The sequence below is a fragment of the Paraburkholderia ginsengisoli NBRC 100965 genome (assembly GCF_000739735.1).
Taxonomy (GTDB): Bacteria; Pseudomonadota; Gammaproteobacteria; order Burkholderiales; family Burkholderiaceae; genus Paraburkholderia; species Paraburkholderia ginsengisoli.
In genome coordinates, this window is the sequence record NZ_BBJF01000008.1 from 154,244 (window position 1) to 171,093 (window position 16,850).

Annotated in this window: 14 protein-coding genes and 1 riboswitch; of the genes, 2 read left to right on the plus strand and 12 right to left on the minus strand. The window is 64.1% G+C overall.

The genetic code is table 11. The annotated features are described in order from the left end of the window. Window position 1: 1 nt before the first annotated feature. From BGI01S_RS16645 to BGI01S_RS16660, 4 genes are all read right to left on the minus strand, one after another. Entirely contained in the window at window positions 2–919 is a 918-nt protein-coding gene (locus BGI01S_RS16645; protein WP_042327085.1) for an ABC transporter permease subunit, read from the minus strand. An 88-nt stretch (window positions 920–1,007) separates the two neighbouring features. After that, the gene (locus tag BGI01S_RS16650) at window positions 1,008–2,018 is read right to left on the minus strand and encodes an ABC transporter permease subunit (RefSeq protein WP_042327049.1); all 1,011 of its coding nucleotides are present in this window, start codon (window positions 2,016–2,018) and stop codon (window positions 1,008–1,010) included. A 138-nt stretch (window positions 2,019–2,156) separates the two neighbouring features. Next, a complete protein-coding gene (locus BGI01S_RS16655) occupies window positions 2,157–3,785 on the minus strand; it encodes an ABC transporter substrate-binding protein (protein ID WP_042327050.1) in 1,629 nt (542 codons plus the stop codon). Window positions 3,786–3,981: 196 nt separating this feature from the next. Continuing rightward, a complete protein-coding gene (locus BGI01S_RS16660; protein ID WP_042327051.1) occupies window positions 3,982–5,625 on the minus strand; it encodes an ABC transporter substrate-binding protein in 1,644 nt (547 codons plus the stop codon). Between the two features lie 195 nt (window positions 5,626–5,820). On the opposite strand from BGI01S_RS16660, the gene BGI01S_RS16665 reads away from it, so the two are divergent. After that, complete coding sequence (locus BGI01S_RS16665; protein ID WP_042327052.1) at window positions 5,821–6,453, plus strand: class I SAM-dependent methyltransferase; 633 nt, start codon at window positions 5,821–5,823, stop codon at window positions 6,451–6,453. 44 nt (window positions 6,454–6,497) lie between these two features. Here the strand turns inward: BGI01S_RS16665 and metF are convergent, their stop codons facing one another. From metF to BGI01S_RS16695, 6 genes are all read right to left on the minus strand, one after another. Then, a complete protein-coding gene (gene metF, locus BGI01S_RS16670) occupies window positions 6,498–7,328 on the minus strand; it encodes a methylenetetrahydrofolate reductase [NAD(P)H] (protein WP_042327053.1) in 831 nt (276 codons plus the stop codon). Between the two features lie 10 nt (window positions 7,329–7,338). Next, complete coding sequence (locus BGI01S_RS16675) at window positions 7,339–7,692, minus strand: phage holin family protein (protein ID WP_042327054.1); 354 nt, start codon at window positions 7,690–7,692, stop codon at window positions 7,339–7,341. Window positions 7,693–7,831: 139 nt separating this feature from the next. Next, the gene (gene ahcY / locus BGI01S_RS16680; RefSeq protein ID WP_042327055.1) at window positions 7,832–9,253 is read right to left on the minus strand and encodes an adenosylhomocysteinase; all 1,422 of its coding nucleotides are present in this window, start codon (window positions 9,251–9,253) and stop codon (window positions 7,832–7,834) included. Between the two features lie 33 nt (window positions 9,254–9,286). Then, window positions 9,287–9,423, minus strand: a riboswitch (S-adenosyl-L-homocysteine riboswitch). Window positions 9,424–9,508: 85 nt separating this feature from the next. Next, complete coding sequence (locus BGI01S_RS16685; RefSeq protein ID WP_042327056.1) at window positions 9,509–10,273, minus strand: glycosyltransferase family 2 protein; 765 nt, start codon at window positions 10,271–10,273, stop codon at window positions 9,509–9,511. Between the two features lie 415 nt (window positions 10,274–10,688). Then, on the minus strand, window positions 10,689–11,411 hold the full coding sequence (locus BGI01S_RS16690; protein ID WP_042327057.1) for an LrgB family protein: 723 nt from the start codon (window positions 11,409–11,411) through the stop codon (window positions 10,689–10,691). Window positions 11,412–11,447: 36 nt separating this feature from the next. Then, on the minus strand, window positions 11,448–11,915 hold the full coding sequence (locus BGI01S_RS16695) for a CidA/LrgA family protein (protein ID WP_042327058.1): 468 nt from the start codon (window positions 11,913–11,915) through the stop codon (window positions 11,448–11,450). A gap of 114 nt (window positions 11,916–12,029) precedes the next feature. Between BGI01S_RS16695 and BGI01S_RS16700 the strand changes: the two genes are divergently transcribed. Then, window positions 12,030–13,001: a LysR family transcriptional regulator gene (locus tag BGI01S_RS16700; RefSeq protein ID WP_042327059.1), complete on the plus strand. Its 972-nt coding sequence runs from the start codon at window positions 12,030–12,032 to the stop codon at window positions 12,999–13,001. Between the two features lie 56 nt (window positions 13,002–13,057). Here the strand turns inward: BGI01S_RS16700 and BGI01S_RS16705 are convergent, their stop codons facing one another. Then, on the minus strand, window positions 13,058–14,827 hold the full coding sequence (locus BGI01S_RS16705) for an OmpA family protein (RefSeq protein ID WP_042327060.1): 1,770 nt from the start codon (window positions 14,825–14,827) through the stop codon (window positions 13,058–13,060). 170 nt (window positions 14,828–14,997) lie between these two features. Further along, window positions 14,998–16,656 carry a GMC family oxidoreductase gene (locus tag BGI01S_RS16710; protein WP_042327061.1) on the minus strand — a complete coding sequence of 553 codons (1,659 nt, stop codon included), beginning with the start codon at window positions 16,654–16,656 and terminating at the stop codon, window positions 14,998–15,000. Window positions 16,657–16,850 lie beyond the last annotated feature (194 nt).

The window sequence follows — 16,850 nt, forward strand, 5'->3', positions numbered from 1 at the left end:
GTCAGGCCATCCGTTTCAGTTTGGGATCGAGTGCGTCGCGTAGCCCGTCGCCGAGCAGATTGATCGCGAGCACCGAGATCAGGATGGACAGACCCGGCATCGTGACGATCCACCAGGCGCTGTCGATGTAGTCGCGCGCCGAGGCCAGCATCGCGCCCCACTCCGCCGACGGCGGCTGCACGCCGAGGCCGAGGAAGCCGAGCGCGGCGGCATCGAGAATCGCCGATGAAAAACCGAGCGTGGCTTGCACGATCAGCGGCGCGGTGCAGTTCGGCAGCACTTGCGAGAACATCAAGCGCAACGTACTGGCGCCCGCCACGCGCGAAGCCGTCACGTATTCCTTTTGCAACTCGCCTTGCGCGGACGCACGGGTCAAACGCACATAGCCGGGCAGCGCGACGATCGCGATGGCGAGCATCGTGTTGACGAGACCTGGGCCGATGATCGCGACCACCGCGACCGCGAGCAGCAGTGACGGCAACGCGAGCAGCACGTCCATGATGCGCATGATCGGTGTGTCGGCCCACTTCTCGAAGAACGCGGCGATCAAGCCGAGCACGATGCCCGGAATCAGCGCGAGCACCACCGACACGAAGCCGATCCAGAACGACAGCCGCGCGCCGTACATCAGACGCGAGAGGATGTCGCGGCCCGCTTCGTCGGTGCCGAGGATGAACTTCCAGTTGCCGCCGTCGAGCCACGCGGGCGGAATCTTCACGAAGTCGCGGTACTGCTCGATCGGGCTGTGCGGCGCGATCAACGGCGCGAAGATCGCGACGAAGATCAGCACTAGAACGATGATGCCGGCGCCGACCGCGCCTCGATTGCGCGAGAAGTTCGCCCAGAATTCACGGGCGGCGATGGCGCGGCCGCTGGGCGGCGTCACTGCCTGGGGGACTGTATTTTGTATGTCTGCCATTTTGTTCATGCCTCCCGCCGAGCCGCCTCGAGGGAGGCATGCGCCCCCTCGGGGGGCAGCGAACGCAAGTGAGCGTGGGGGTTCATATTCACCTCGTATGGCGGATGCGTGGGTTGAGCACGCCGTACAACAGATCGACGACGAGGTTCACGACGATCACCAGCGTGGCGATCATCAGGATACCGCCCTGCACGACCGGATAGTCGCGCCGGCCGATCGCGTCGATCAGCCATTTGCCGATGCCCGGCCACGAGAACAGCGTCTCGGTCAGCACCGCGCCCGCGAGCAGCGTGCCGACCTGCAGGCCGATCACCGTGACGACGGGAATCAGCGCATTGCGCAACGCGTGCACGACGATCACGCGTCCCGGTGACAAGCCCTTCGCGCGCGCGGTGCGGATGTAGTCCTCGCGCAGCACTTCGAGCATCGACGAACGGGTCATCCGTGCGACCACCGCCAAAGGAATCGTGCCGAGCACGATGGCCGGCAGGATCAGATGGCTCAGCGCGGATTTGAACGCGCCTTCGTCGGTGGACATCATCGCGTCGATCAGCATGAAGCCGGTCACGTGCGGAATGTCGTATTCGACCGCGATGCGGCCCGACACCGGCGTCCAGCCAAGTTTCACCGAGAACACCATGATGAGGATCAAGCCCCACCAGAAGATCGGCATCGAGTAGCCGGTGAGCGCGGTGCCCATCACGCCGTGATCGACGACCGTGCCGCGCCGCAGCGCGGCAAACACGCCCGCCGGGAGGCCGACGATCAGCGCGAACAGCATCGCGCAGATCGACAGTTCGACGGTGGCGGGAAAGCGTGCGAGGAATTCGCCCATCACGCTGGTGTTGGTGATGATCGAGGTGCCGAGGTCACCGTGCAGCGCGCGTCCGATGTAGTGGACGTACTGCATCGGCAAAGGTTCGTCGAGCCCGAGGCGGTGCATGGCGGCTGCGTGCATCGCGGGATCGACGCCGCGCTCGCCCATCATCACTTCGATGGGGTCGCCCGGTATCAGGTGAATCAGCGCGAACGCGAGGATCGTGATGCCGATGAACGTCGGTATCACCATGCCGATGCGGCGCAAAACAAAGCGGAACATGGTTCGTCCCTATGGTCTTGATGAAGAAAAAACGCAACCGGCGACGAGGGCTTGTGACCCCGGTCGCCGGACCATTTCGACCAGTTTTCTAACCGTGCGAAAAGCGTACTGCGCGAAATTTACGACTGGCTTGCCAGCTTACTTGAGGCTCACGCCGTCGAAACGCGCATAGCCGAGCGGTTCGATGCGCATGTCGACCACCTTCTTGCTGACCGGCTGGTAGACCGTCGAGTGTGCGATCGGCGAGAACGGCAACTGCTGCCCGAAGATTCGCTGCGCTTCGACGTAAGCCTTGGTGCGCGCGGCCACGTCGGACGTCACACGGCCCTTCTGGATCAGATCGTCGAACGGCTTGTAGCACCACTTCGAGAAGTTGTTGCCGTTCACCGCTTCGCAGCCGAGCAACGTGCCGAGCCAGTTGTCCGGATCGCCGTTGTCGCCGGTCCAGCCGATCAGCATCGTGTCGTCTTCGCCGGCGTGAGCGCGCTTGATGTACTCACCCCATTCGTACGTGACGATCTTCGCCTTCACGCCGATCTTGGCCCAGTCGGCCTGGATCATTTCCGCCATCAGACGGGCGTTCGGGTTGTACGCGCGCTGCACGGGCATCGCCCACAGCGTGATGTCGAAGCCGTTCGGATAGCCGGCCTGCGCGAGCAATGCCTTGGCCTTCGCCGAATCGTACGGGGCGGCCTTCAGGTCCTTGTAGAACGACCATTGGGTCGGCGGCATCGGGTTGGTGGCGAGCTGGCCCGCGCCCTGGTACACCGATTCGATGATCGCCTTCTTGTTGATCGCCATGTCGAGCGCCTGACGCACTTCGACCTTGTCGACCGGCTTGTGCGTCACGTTGTACGCGAGGTAGCCGAGGTTGAAGCCCGGCTGCGACGGCATGTCGATGTTCGGCTCGGCCTTCAGCGGCGCGATGTCGGCCGGACGCGGATAGCTCATCACCTGGCATTCGTCGCGCTTGATCTTCTGCACGCGCACGCCAGCGTCCGGCGTGATCGAGAAGATCAGCTTCGAGATCTTCACCGCGTTCGGCTTCCAGTAGTTCGGATTGCCATCGAAGCGGATCGTCGCGTCCTTCGTATAGCTGCGGAAAATGAACGGGCCCGTGCCGACCGGGAACTGGTTGATGTCGGACGCTTTGCCGGCCTTCAACAGTTGATCCGCGTATTCGGCCGACAGAACCGACGCGTATTCCATCGCCAGATTCTGGATGAACGGCGCGTTGACTTCCTTCAGCGTGAACTTGACCGTGTACGGGTCGACCTTTTCGACGCCCGTGATCAGCTTGTCGAGACCCATGTCGGTGAAGTACGGGAACTGCACCGGATACGCCTTGCGGAACGGCTGGTTCGTGTCCAGCATGCGCTGGAACGTGAACACGACGTCGTCGGCGTTGAATTCGCGAGTCGGTTTGAAGAACGACGTGGTCTGGAATTTGACGCCGTAGCGCAGATGGAACGTATAGGTCTTGCCGTCGGCCGACACATCCCATTTTTCCGCGAGACCCGGCTCGACCTTCGTGCCGCCGCGTTCGAATTCGACGAGACGGTTATAAACGGTGAACGTGTTGGCCGTGAAGTCGACCCCCGTCGTGTATTGAGCGGGATCGAAGCCCGCCGGGCTGCCTTCCGAGCAGTAGACGAGAGTTTTGTTCGGAATCTCCGCGCGCGCGTTGTTCGCGCCCACCAGCGATGCCGCTGCAGCTGCGACGAGCGTCGTAATACGCGCGGCGCGCAACAGATTGTTTTGCTTCATGTTTCCTCCAGGTTCAGGGCCGGCTCCCGCCAGCGTAGCGCGATATTACTTGAGCTTGGCTCGCAGCAACAAGCGGAGGAAATTCCCCCTGTTGACGATCGGAAACACTTCGTGCATGGAGGCAGCCGCACGCCGACCGGGGGCCGGAGCGTGCGGCTGTAGCGGACAACGGGAGCAAAAAGAAGTCCCGCCGCGCTTATTTCAGGCCGACGTTCATGAATTGCGTCGGGCCGAACGGGTCGATCTTGAAACCCACCACGTTCTTGCTAATCGGCTGATAAACCGTGGAATGGGCGATCGGCGTGAATGGCACCTGGTCTTTAAAGATTTCCTGCGCCTGCGTATAAGCCTTGGTGCGCTCGGCTATATCGGTGGTGCCGCGGCCTTTCTTGATCAGATCGTCGTAAGGCTTGTAGCACCATTTGGCAAAGTTACTGCCATTCACCGCGTCGCAACCGAGCAAGACCGCGAGCCAGTTATCCGGATCGCCATAATCGCCGGTCCACCCGATCAGCATCGCTTCATGCTCGCCGGAATGGCCGCGGCGAATGTACTCACCCCATTCGTACGTGCCGATCTTCACTTTCACGCCGATCTTCGCCCAATCGGCCTGCAGCATTTCCGCCATTAGTCGCGCGTTCGGGTTATAGGGCCGTTGTACCGGCATCGCCCATAGCGTCAGGTCGAAACCGTCGGGATAACCGGCCTGTTTTAGCAGTGCTTTCGCTTTTTCGACGTCGTACGGGGCGTCCTTCAGGTTCTTGTCGTAGCTCCACTGGGTCGGCGGCATCGGGTTGGTCGCGGCCTGACCGGCGCCCTGGTAGACCGACTCGATAATCGCATTCTTGTGAATCGCCATATCGAGCGCGCGACGCACCAGCACGTTGTCGAGCGGTTTCTTCGTCGTGTTGTACGCGATATAGCCGAGGTTGAAGCCGACCTCGCTCGGCATCGCGAGCGAGGCATCCGCTTTAACGGTCGGAATATCGGCGGGACGCGGATACGCCATCACCTGGCATTCGCCGCGTTTCAGTTTTTGCAGCCGCACCGCCGGGTCGACGGTAATCGCGAATATCAGTTTGCCGACTTTGACCACGCCCGGTTTCCAGTAATCGGGATTACCGTCGAAGCGAATCGTGTCGTCCTTCGTATAGCTGCGGAAAATGAATGGGCCGGTGCCGACCGGATACTGGTTGATATCGGACGCTTTGCCCGCTTTCAATAATTGATCGGCATATTCCGCCGACAGGATCGACGCGAACGGCATCGCGATCTGCTGAAGGAACGGCGCGTCGACTTCTTTCAGCGTGAAGCGCACCGTGTACGGATCGACTTTCTCGATCTTCGTGATGTTTTTCGACAGGCCGAGATCGGTGAAATAGGGAAACGGCACCGCGTACGCCTTGCGGAACGGCTGATCGGGATCAAGCATTCGCTCGTAGGTGAAGACGACGTCGTCGGCGTTGAACTCGCGGGTCGGCTTGAAGAACGACGTGGTCTGGAATTTCACACCGTGGCGCAGATGGAACGTATAGGTGAGGCCGTCCGGCGACACCTCCCATTTTTCAGCGAGGCCCGGCTCGATGTCGGTGCTGCCATGCGCGAACTCGATCAGCCGGTTGTAGACCGTGTACGAGCCGGCGCTGAATTCGACGCTCGTCGTGTATTGCGCGGTGTCGAAGCCCGCCGGACTGCCTTCGGAGCAGAACACGAGGGTCTTGTCGGGCAGCGTGGCCGCCTGCGACGCGACGGGCGACATGCCGCTCGCGGCGACCGCGAAGGCGGCAAGCGCGGGCAGGCAGAACTGGTGAACCGCGAACAGCTTCCGTGACACTGTCATATCGTCCTCCGCACAGCAGCCGGGTCAGCTGCGCTTCGATCATAGACAGCACAAAAATGAGCTTCAACAGGGACTTACCACGCTGTCGGAGCGAGAATGGGGCAATGCCGCCGCGATACGTCCGGCATGCGTTCATCTTTTTTGAAATAACCGGCGCGACATAATGGCCGATTAGGCGATCCTTTAATTGGCACCATGACCTCGTACCAATTCACCAACACCTGGTTCGACACGCTCGCCAAAGGCGTGTGGGACCGGTTGATCACGCACTACGCGCCGGCCCGGATTCTCGAAATCGGCTCGTACGAAGGCGCCAGCGCCCGCTATCTGATCGACGCGCTGGCGCCCCGCCAGCCGATCGAGCTGCATTGCATCGACACTTGGGAAGGCGGCGTCGAACACCAGCCGGGCGGCGACGCGCCCGCCGACATGAGCGCGGTCGAGGCGCGTTTCCATCACAACGTCAGACTCGCGGCCGGGAAATACCCGGACCGCGTGCGGGTCACCGTGCATAAGGGATATTCGGACGAATGCCTCGCGCGTCTGCTCGCCGACGGCAAAAAGGGCTATTTCGACTTCGTGTATGTCGACGGTTCGCACCAGGCGGCCGACGTGCTGGCGGATGCGGTGCTCGGTTTCAGGCTGTTGAAGGTGGGCGGCATCATCGCGTTCGACGACTATCTATGGTCGGAGCAGTTGCCGTCCGGGAAAGACCCGCTGCGTTGCCCGAAGCCCGCGATCGACGCGTTCGTCAATCTGAACTTCCGCAAGCTGGAAGTGCTGTCCGCGCCGCTGTATCAGCTCTACGTGCGGAAGTTGTCGGATTAGGCCGCGCGGCCGTTGCAGCCGCGCGGTTTTTATAGCTCGCCAGATCAGGCGCCGAGCCGTTCGCAGATCGCCTTGGTCGCCGCGGCGCCGTTCAGCGTATAGAAATGCAGCCCCGGCACCTTCGCGTCGATCAACCGTTCGCAAAGATCCGTGACCACATCCAGCCCGAACGCGCGAATCGACTCGCGGTCGTCGCCGAAACTCTCCAGCCGGCGCGCGATCCAGCGCGGCACTTCGGCGCCGCACATTTCCGAGAAGCGCGTCAGCTGCGAGAAGTTCGTGATCGGCATGATGCCCGGCACGATCGGCACGTCCACGCCGAGCTTGCGCGCGTCGTCGACGAAACGGAAGTACGCGTCCGCGTTGAAGAAGTACTGCGTAATCGCCGAATTCGCGCCGGCCTTCACCTTGTTCGCGAAGTTTTCCAGATCGTGACGCGGCGAGCGCGACTGCGGATGGTATTCCGGGTAGCCGGCCACCTCGATCCAGAACCAGTCGCCGAACTCGGCGCGAATGAAGCTCACCAGCTCCGACGCATAACGCAGTTCGCCGACTTCGCCCATACCGGACGGCAGATCGCCGCGCAGCGCGACGATATGGCGAATGCCATGCGCGCGGTACTCGTTGAGGATCGCGCGCAGGCTCTCTTTGGACGAGCCGATGCACGACACGTGCGGCGCGGCCTCGAGGCCTTCCTTCGCCATGTCGATAACGGTGTCGAGCGTGCCCTGTTGCGTCGAGCCGCCGGCGCCGAATGTGACGGACACGAACTTGGGCTTGAGCGACGCGAGTTGCGCGCGCGTGGCGCGCAGCTTGTCGACGCCTTCCTGCGTTTTCGGCGGGAAGAATTCGAATGAAAGTTCGATCGGGTTCATGATCAGTAGCTCACCCTAAACTGCGGTTGCCGAAAATAAGCGCGGACAGCAGCCACGAAACGATGCTGTATAGAATCGAACCGAAGAACGCCGACCAGAAACCCGACACTTCGAAACCCTTCAGCAGCGACGCGCACAGCCAGAAGCACAGCGCATTGACCACGAGAATGAAGAGTCCGAGCGTGAGGATCGTGACGGGCAGCGTCAACAGGATCAGCACCGGACGCAGGACCGTATTGATCAATCCGAGCACGATCGCAACGATCAGCGCGGTGCCGAAACTGCGGATATGGATCGACGGAACGAGGTAGGTGATGATCAGGAGCGCCAGCGCGTTGATCAGCCAGGTCAGCAGCAGGGTCATGTAGGGCTCCTTGGCAGGATGTCCGGTAACTTGGAAAAGCGCGAGGAAAGACGCGCAGGACGGCAGCCATGGCGAACAAAGCGGCGCATTACGCGCCGCCCTGTAGTCAGACCGTCATGCGTTCAAATCGCCCGCGTGCTCAATAACGGTAGTGGTTCGGCTTGAACGGACCGTTCTTGTCGACGCCGATGTAGCCGGCCTGATCGTCGGACAGCACGGTCAGCGTTGCGCCGATGCGCGCCAGATGCAGGCGTGCGACCTTCTCGTCCAGATGCTTCGGCAGCACGTACACCTTGTTCTCGTACTTCTCGCCCTGCGTGAACAGTTCGATCTGCGCGAGCGTCTGGTTCGTGAATGAGTTCGACATCACGAACGACGGATGGCCCGTCGCGCAACCCAGGTTCACGAGGCGGCCTTCGGCCAGCAGAATCACGCGCTTGCCGTCCGGGAAAATGATGTGGTCGACTTGCGGCTTGATGTTGTCCCACTGGTACTGACGGGTCGACGCGACGTCGATTTCCGAATCGAAGTGACCGATGTTGCAGACGATCGCGTTGTGACGCATCGCCTTCATGTGGTCGTGGCCGATCACGTGGTAGTTGCCGGTTGCCGTCACGAAGATATCGGCCTTGTCGGCGGCGTATTCCATCGTCACGACGCGGTAGCCTTCCATCGCCGCTTGCAGCGCGCAGATCGGATCGATTTCGGTGACCCACACGGTCGCGCCCAGACCGCGCAGCGATTGCGCGCAGCCCTTGCCCACGTCGCCATAACCTGCGACCACCGCGATCTTGCCCGCGATCATCACGTCGGTCGCGCGCTTGATGCCGTCGACCAGCGACTCACGGCAGCCGTACAGGTTGTCGAACTTCGACTTGGTGACCGAGTCGTTGACGTTGATCGCCGGGAACGGCAGGCGGCCTTCCTTTTCCATCTGATACAGACGGTGCACGCCGGTCGTGGTTTCTTCGGTCACGCCCTGGATGTGCGCAAGACGCGTCGAGTACCAGGTCGGGTCCGCGTCGAGGTGCTTCGCGATCGACTTGTACAGCGCGACTTCTTCTTCGTTGGTCGGCTTCGAGATCACCGAACGGTCTTTCTCGGCCTTCGATCCGAGGATCAGCAGCAACGTGGCGTCGCCGCCGTCGTCGAGGATCATGTTGGCGAATTCGCCGTTCGGCCATTCGAAAATGCGGTGCGAGAACTCCCAGTATTCGTCGAGCGATTCGCCCTTGAACGCGAACACCGGCGTGCCGGCCTTGGCGATGGCGGCGGCCGCATGATCCTGGGTCGAGAAGATGTTGCACGATGCCCAGCGGACGTCGGCGCCGAGCGCGGTGAGCGTCTCGATCAGAACGCCGGTCTGGATCGTCATGTGCAGCGAGCCTGCAACGCGTGCGCCCTTGAGCGGCTGCTGCGCCTTGTACTCTTCACGCGTTTGCATCAAACCGGGCATTTCGGTCTCGGCAATGGTGAGTTCCTTGCGACCCCAGTCGGCGAGCGACATGTCGGCAACGATGAAATCTTTGGAAGCTTGCGAATCGATAACTGCGGCGTTCATCACGCCCTCCTTTCTAAGAAATTGACTAGAAATTTGACGTGAGCGCGGTTCGATGCGGTGGATAGGACAGCGCAATGCGCATCCGAGCCCTCCGATTGAAGCCTTCGAGCCTGGCGGGCGGCCGGCGAATATGCTGATTCGCGGTACCCGTCGCAACGCTCCTCGAAGACGAACGGCGATTGTAGCAAATAGAGATGGCTTCGGGGCGTGCGGGCGGAGAGGCGGGAGCGCCCCGCTTCGCGGACGTCGCGCGTGTCAGCCGTCGATCACCCGCGCCGTGCGCAGCTGTGCGATGCCCGCGCGAGCGGTGTCGAGGAATTGCCGCGAGTAATGAAACGCGTCGGCGACATCGGCGGGCGGCGGAATCTGCAGTCCCAGCGCAACGCGGAAGTAACGTTCGGCGTGGATGCCGGTGTGGTAGTGCATGCGTACGCGCTTCACGTCGTCGAGCCGCGGGTTGCCGAAAATCTCGCGCAGCGCCCACGAGAACGCGCCGTCCTCGCCGCCCAGGCGCCGGAAGACTTCGTCCATCGGAAAGCCGCCGAGCGCCAGGTACACCGCGCGGCGAACGATCAGGCTGCTCGGCACCGTATTGCTGAGCGTCTGCGCGTGCTCGGCGAAGTCGGGGTGCGCGGTGAGTTCGACGGGGAAATCCGTGTACTCGACGTCGAGCCGCACCGACACTTCGGCCGGATAGTGCGCAAAAAACGCGCTCGCGGCGCTCAGGGCGCCGGGCAGATATTCGTCGTCGGCGTCGAGGAAGGCGAGCAGTTCGTGTGTGGCGTGCAGCGCGCCCCAGTTGCGCGCGCGCGCCGCGCCACCGTTATATGGCATGCGCAGCAGACCCACACGCGGATCGAGGCGGCCATAGTGAGCGACGATGTCGGCGGAGGCGTCGGTCGAGCCGTCGTCGATCACGACGATCTGCGCCGCTTCCGGCTGAATCAGGCAGCTTTGCAGCGCGCGAGCGAGTGTCGCCGAACCGTTGTAGCAGGGGATCAGGATCGAGATGGGCGTCATGGGTCGAAGCTGGCGCGCGGGTCCACGGTGGAAAGCTGTCGATGTTAGCGGGCTTCGCGGCGCGGCCATCTTGAAAACGGGGAGGCGCGGAGCGGTGTGGGCGGCTTTGAGTGCGCTTGTGCTTGCCCGGGCGCCAGCCTCGAATGCGGCGAGCCATGCGGCTCTCTGGTGAACGGGTGATGTGCGCCTGCGGCGCGGCGCGCGTACCCTGCGGTAGCAGTGCGATTGGTGGCCTGAAGTCGTCTGGCTTGGTGGGGGGCGCGACTCGCGGCGCAGACGACGCCTTGCGCCGTCCCGCGCTAATGCGGGGGCCACGCACTCTCTTCAGCAGGGTGCAGCCTCGTGCAACCAGCCTCGCGCGCCACCGACAATGCGCACCCCGCGATACGTCCAATCCGCGCCAGAGGCCGCAACCTCAAATCGGCAACAACCCGAGCATCGGCGCGAGCAGCACCATCACCACGCCGGCGATCATCATCGTCAGGCTGGCGACGACGCCTTCTTCGCTGCCGAGTTCGCGCGCCTTCGCGGTGCCCACGCCGTGCGCTGCCGCGCCGAACAGCGCGCCGCGCGCGAGCCGCGTGCGCAGCGGCACGAGGCCCAGCACGAGTTCGCCGAACAACATCCCGCAGACGCCCGTGGCGATCACGAACAACGCGGTGAGATCCCTCGGCGCGTGAATCCTGTCGGACACGGCGAGCGCGAACGGCGTCGACACGGAACGCGTCATGAGACTGCGCTGCAATTCCGGCGACAGATGCAGCAGCTTCGCCAGCATCAGCGAACCGCCGACCGCCACCACGATCCCCACCGTCACGCCGACCGTCAGCGAAATCCAGTGCCGCTTCAGCAGTTCGCGGTATTCATAGATGGGCACGGCGAACGCGACCGTCGCGGGACCGAGCAGCCACATCAGCCAGCGCGTGTCCTGGAAGTAGACGGGGTAAGGAATGTGGGCGAGCACGACTATTGCCGCGAGCACGGCCGGCACCGCCACCAGCGGCGTCAGCCACGGCGAGCGGAAGCGCGCGTACAGCGCCTTCGACGCGAAATACAGCGCCACGGTCAGCACGAAACAGCCGGCTGCGATCAGACGCGCGGCATCGTCGGCGAACAGGGACGAATAGAGCGTGCTCATCGATGGGCCTCGGGCGGAAATGGCGGATGCGAAAAATCAGACGCGTGACGCGTGCCGCGCGACCATCACGCGGCGCAGCGCAAGGCGTCGTTCGAGGCGGGCGGCCTGCTCGACCGCGAAGGCCACCGCGACCATCACCATCAGCGTGCCGCCGACCACCACCAGCGCGAGACGCCAGCCATCCTCGCGGAACAGCCCGCCGTATTGCACGGCGGCGACCGCCGCCGGAATGAAGAACAGCAGCATATCGGAGAGCAGCCAATCGGCGCCCGCCTTGACCCAGCGCGGCGCGATGCCACCGCAGAACAGCAGCGCGAGCAATACGACCAGCCCGACCACGCCGCCCGGCACCGGCAAATGCAGCATGCGCACAGCGAAATCGGCGACCACCCATAGTCCCGCCAGCGCGGCGCTTTGCACGGCGATCCGCGCGACGCGCATTGCACCGCTAGCGCGGCCGGCATGAGCGGAAGGCGCGAATCGAGCGGCAGTGGGCGTCGTCATGGCAATCCCCGGGGTGACTTCGAATGAAAGCGAGTATAGGTTGCACCGCAACATAAATATAATGACTTACAATCATTCAAATCATTCCAATTTGGAATTTCGGAGGCCGAAATCGTGGAACTACGCGCGCTGCGATATTTCGTCGAAGTGGTTCGTCAACAGAGTTTCACCGTCGCCGCCGAGCAGATGTTCGTCACGCAGCCGACCATCAGCAAGATGGTCAAGTCGCTGGAAGACGAGATCGGCTCGCCGCTGTTGCTGCGCGACGGGCGTCAGATGGTGCTGACCGATGCCGGCCGGATCGTCTATCAGCGCGGTCAGGACGTGCTGGCGGCCCACGCGCAATTGCAGGCCGAACTGAACGATCTCGACACGCTCGGCCGCGGCGAACTCACTATCGGCATTCCGCCGATGGGCGGATCGCTGTTCACGCCGGCGATCGCCGCGTTCCGGCAGCGCTATCCGAAGATCGAACTGAAGCTGTTCGAGCAGGGTTCGCGCGCGATTGAAACGGCGCTGATCAACGGCGAACTCGAATTGGGCGGCGTGCTGCAACCCGTCGACCCGGAAAATATCGAGGTGCTGCCGATGACGCGCCAGTTGCTATGGCTCGTCGCGCGTACCGGTTCGCGCTGGGACTCATTGCACGAGGTGCCGCTCGCGCAACTCGCCAGCGAGCCGTTCGTGTTCTACGGCGAGAGTCTCGCGCTCAACGACGTGGTGCTGAACGCGTGCCGCACGGCCGGGTTCGCGCCGACCATCGTCGGGCGAAGCGGGCATTGGGATTTCATGGCGGCGCTGGTGCTGGCCGGCGTCGGTATCGCATTGCTGCCGGCGCCGTATTGCCGCCGGCTAGACCCGGCGCAGTTCACCTGCCTGCCGGTCGTGGAGCCGGAGATTCCGTGGGAAATGGCGATCGGCTGGCGGCGCAACGGCTATCTGTCGCATGCCGCGCGCGCGTGGCTCGAAGTCGCCCGCGAGGCGCTGCCCGGCCAGGCCGGCGACGATTTCATGGTGGGGCCGGGGATCGGCATGACCGGCATCGCGGCGCCGGGTTCGACCTCGGCGCCCCCGCCGGCGGAATGACGCGAGACCGGCCAGCGCGAACCCGCCGCCACCGCCTGCCGCGCCTCGCGTGAGACCTACGGCTGCGCGACGAATTCGATGCGGCGGTTGGTGAAGCGCCCGCCAGCCGTGTCGTTGCTCGCGACCGGACTCGCCGCGCCGTAACCTTGCGCGATCAGCGAGCCGGCCGGCACGCCCTTCATGACCAGGTACGCGCGAACCGCCTGGGCGCGCTTCTTCGACAGTTGCAGATTGGCCTGCGCGCCGCCGACGTTATCCGAATAGCCCGCCACTTCGAGCCGCACCGTCTTGTCGCCGCGCGCGCAGGCGCTCAGCACCTGCGCCGACAGGTCCAGGTCGGTCACCGCCGAGTTCGGCACCCGGGCGCTCGCGCTCGGGAAATTGATCACCTGCACGTTGAGCACCTTGGCGATGTCGGCCGCCGCGCACGTGCTGTTCGGCGCGAGCAGCCCCTTGACCGCGCTGTGGAAGTCTTCGGCGGCGTTGGCGACCGCGTGCTCGACATCGAACGTACCGACCTGATAGGACGCGCCGAACAGCGAGTTCAGCTTGTCGAGCCAGCCGAGCTTCGCGTCGGCCGCACTGCCGCTGAGTTCGATGCGCGCGCCCTCCACTTTCACTTCCGCGCCTGGCAGCATCATCAGCGGCAACAGCGCGTTGAGATGGGCGAGCCAGTCGGCAGGCTTCACGGCCGGATCGACGGTGACGTTCTGGACGAAGCCTTGCGGGCCCAGGCGCTTCGACAGTTCATCGAGCATCTGCGCCTTTTCCGCCTCGCTGCCGACCGTGGCGGTCAGCGTCGGCTTGCCGGATGCGTTGACGGTGAAGCTGAGTTGACTGTCCTTGCCCGGCGCGGCCGATGCGTCCGACGCGCCCGATGCGTCCGACTCCGAGCTCGCGGCGACGGGCGCCGTCGCGAAAGCGGCGTCGCGCGTCGACGCGGCGGTATCGCTGGCCGTCGCCGCGGTTACGGCCGATGCCGCTGCCGTTACCGATGCGGCCTGCACGGCCGCCGCCGTTTCCGTATCCATGCGCGCGGCAGCCCGATCGCCGGCCTGCTCGCCATGACAGCCACGCAGGAACAGAAACGCCAACACTGCCGCGATCAGCGCGGCCAGCCACCAGAGCCATGCGTGCGAGCGGCGCCCCTCGCGCACCACCGCATCGGGCGGCACCTGGATCGACGCGAACATTTCCGGCACCGGCCTGGCGGCGGGTGTCGGCTGGTCGATATGCGCGGACACCGCTTTGAGTTGCGACAGAATGCTGCCCGTGAAAGCGCCAAGGCCGCCCACACCGAGCGCGCCGAGCAGGCGGTCGTTCAGATACGGCGCAATGACGTGCAATTGCTGGCCCAGCAACGCCGGCAGCTGCCCGGCATTGCCCTGACCGTCGAGAAACTGCCGCTTCAGCAGGCCGAGCAACGTCGCGCCGACAATACCCGTGATCGCATGCGTGGCGTGCACGGGCGCACCGGTTTGCGCGGCCACTTCGGCGCTGACCGCATCGACAGGGCGATCGAGTCCGCGTTCGAGCATTTGGCGCCCGACGCTTTCAAGCTCGCTCGCGCCGCTCGCACTGGCAAGCAACTGCGGCAGGTGTTCACCGACGTGCGCGTCCACCTCGGGCGAGAGAATCGTCGCGAACAGCGAGCGCGCCCCTTCGAGCGTCGCCCCCTTGTGCATCAGGCCGGCGACGAGCGCCGGGGCGGTGCTGGCCAATGCCTTCTGGGCAGCTTCGGGCGGTAGCCCGAGGCGGGCTGCCAGTTGCCGGACGACGTCGTCCGTCAACACGGACTGAACCAACTGGATCACATTGAGATTCATCGCTTCGATTCCTCGAGATTCCGGGCGCGCCACCTGACGCACTCCTTTTCCCGGCGCGATTATAGGTTCGGCAGAATCTCAAAATCGAAGCTGGACAATTTATGACAATTGACCGACGTTGTCCTAATTTGTCCTAACGTAGCAAACAGATCACGTCATATTGATGCGCCTTACGCGGCGCGCGCGGCGACGCCTCCGACGCACGCCGGCACCGCCTTCGAGCCCGGGTCGTCGGCGCGGCGGCGGGCCGCGATCAGCTCGGCCGCGCGCTCGCCGATCATCACTGTCGGCGCATTGGTGTTGCCGCCGATCAGCGTCGGCATGACGGACGCATCGACGATCCGCAATCCCGTCACGCCGCGCACCCGCAATTGCGGATCGACCACGGAGTTGGCGTCGCCGCCCATCCGGCAGGTCGCCACCGGGTGATAAATCGTGTCCGCGTGCGCGGCGATGCTCTCACGCAATTGCGCGTCCGACTGCCTCGCATGCGTGTACAGCTCAGTGCCGCCGTGCAGCGCGAGCGACGGCGCGTCGAGAATGCGCCGCGCCATCTTCACGCCGTCCACCAGCAGATCGAGATCGCGCGCATCGCTGAAAAAACGCGGATCGATCACCGGCGCGGTACGCGCGTCGGCGTTCGCGAGCGTCACGGCGCCGCGGCTATGCGGGCGCAATACGCATACGTGCAGCGAATAACCGTGGCCCCAGTGCATCTGGCGGTTGTGATCGTCGACGAGCGCCGCGCAGAAGTGCAGTTGCAGATCCGGCCGCTGCAGCGTCGGCTGGCTCCTCAGGAAACCGCCCGCCTCGGCGACATTGCTCGACAGCATGCCGCGCCCGTGCCGCATGAAGGTGACGAACTGCGGCAGCATCCGCGCAATGCCGCGTACCGAAAAGCCGGTCGGCTCGATCGACGCGACCCGCTTGTTGATCGTGAAGTCCACATGGTCAATCAGGTTCTGGCCGACCTCCGGCGCGTCGTGCAGCACCGCAATACCGAGCGACTGGAGATGCGCCGCCGGCCCGATGCCCGAGCACATCAGCAGTTGCGGCGAGTTGAATGCGCCAGCGGCCAGCACCACCTCGGCACGCGCTTCCAGCGTTTCGATGCGGCCGCCGCGCACGAGCTCGACACCGCTCGCGCGCTTGCCGTCGAAGGTCACGCGCAGCACGGTCGCGTCGGCGATTGTATGCAGGTTGGCGCGCGCACGGTCGTAGACATACGCGCGCGCGACGCTGCAACGGCGGCCGTCGCGCTGCGTCACCTGATAGAAGCCGATGCCTTCCTGGTCGGCGCCATTGAAATCGTGATTCGCTTTGTAGCCGGCTTCGAGCGCCGCCTGCACGAAGCGCTTCGAAAATGGATTCTGGTAGCGCAAGTCCGAAACGGTGAGCGGACCGGCGTCGCCGTGCCACGCGTCGGCGCCTCGCTGGTTGCCTTCGGCGCGCCGGAAATACGGCAGCACGTCGGCCCACGACCAACCCTCGCAACCGAGCCGCGCCCATTCGTCGTAATCGAGCGGATGGCCGCGCGTGTAGATCATCGCGTTGATCGCACTCGATCCGCCCAAGCCGCGCCCGCGCGGTTGATAACCTTGCCGTCCGCCGAGCCCGGGCTGCGGCGTCGTCAGATAGCCGTAGTTGGTCTTGAGTTTGTTCGGCACCACGGCCGCCACGCCGACCGGCATGTTCACGAACAGATTGCGGTCGGTGTGCGGGCCGGCTTCGATCAGTGCGATCGTCGCATCGGGGCAGCTATCCGCCAGACGGCTCGCCAGCACGCAACCGCCCGAGCCCGCACCGACGATGATGTAGTCGTATTGCATCCGCTCCTCCTGGTAGGCCGCGTTGCCCGCGCACCCTGTCTCGTGCACACTTGTCTACGTGTGTTTCCCCGGCATTGTAAGGAGCGTTTCCGAGGCACGGCGGCTTCGCGCCAGAGCGAATCCTCTAAACGCAAGCGCGGTCGCGCCCCTATGATGAAAGACGCGCGAACGGCCGCCAGCCGGCCGCGCTGGCC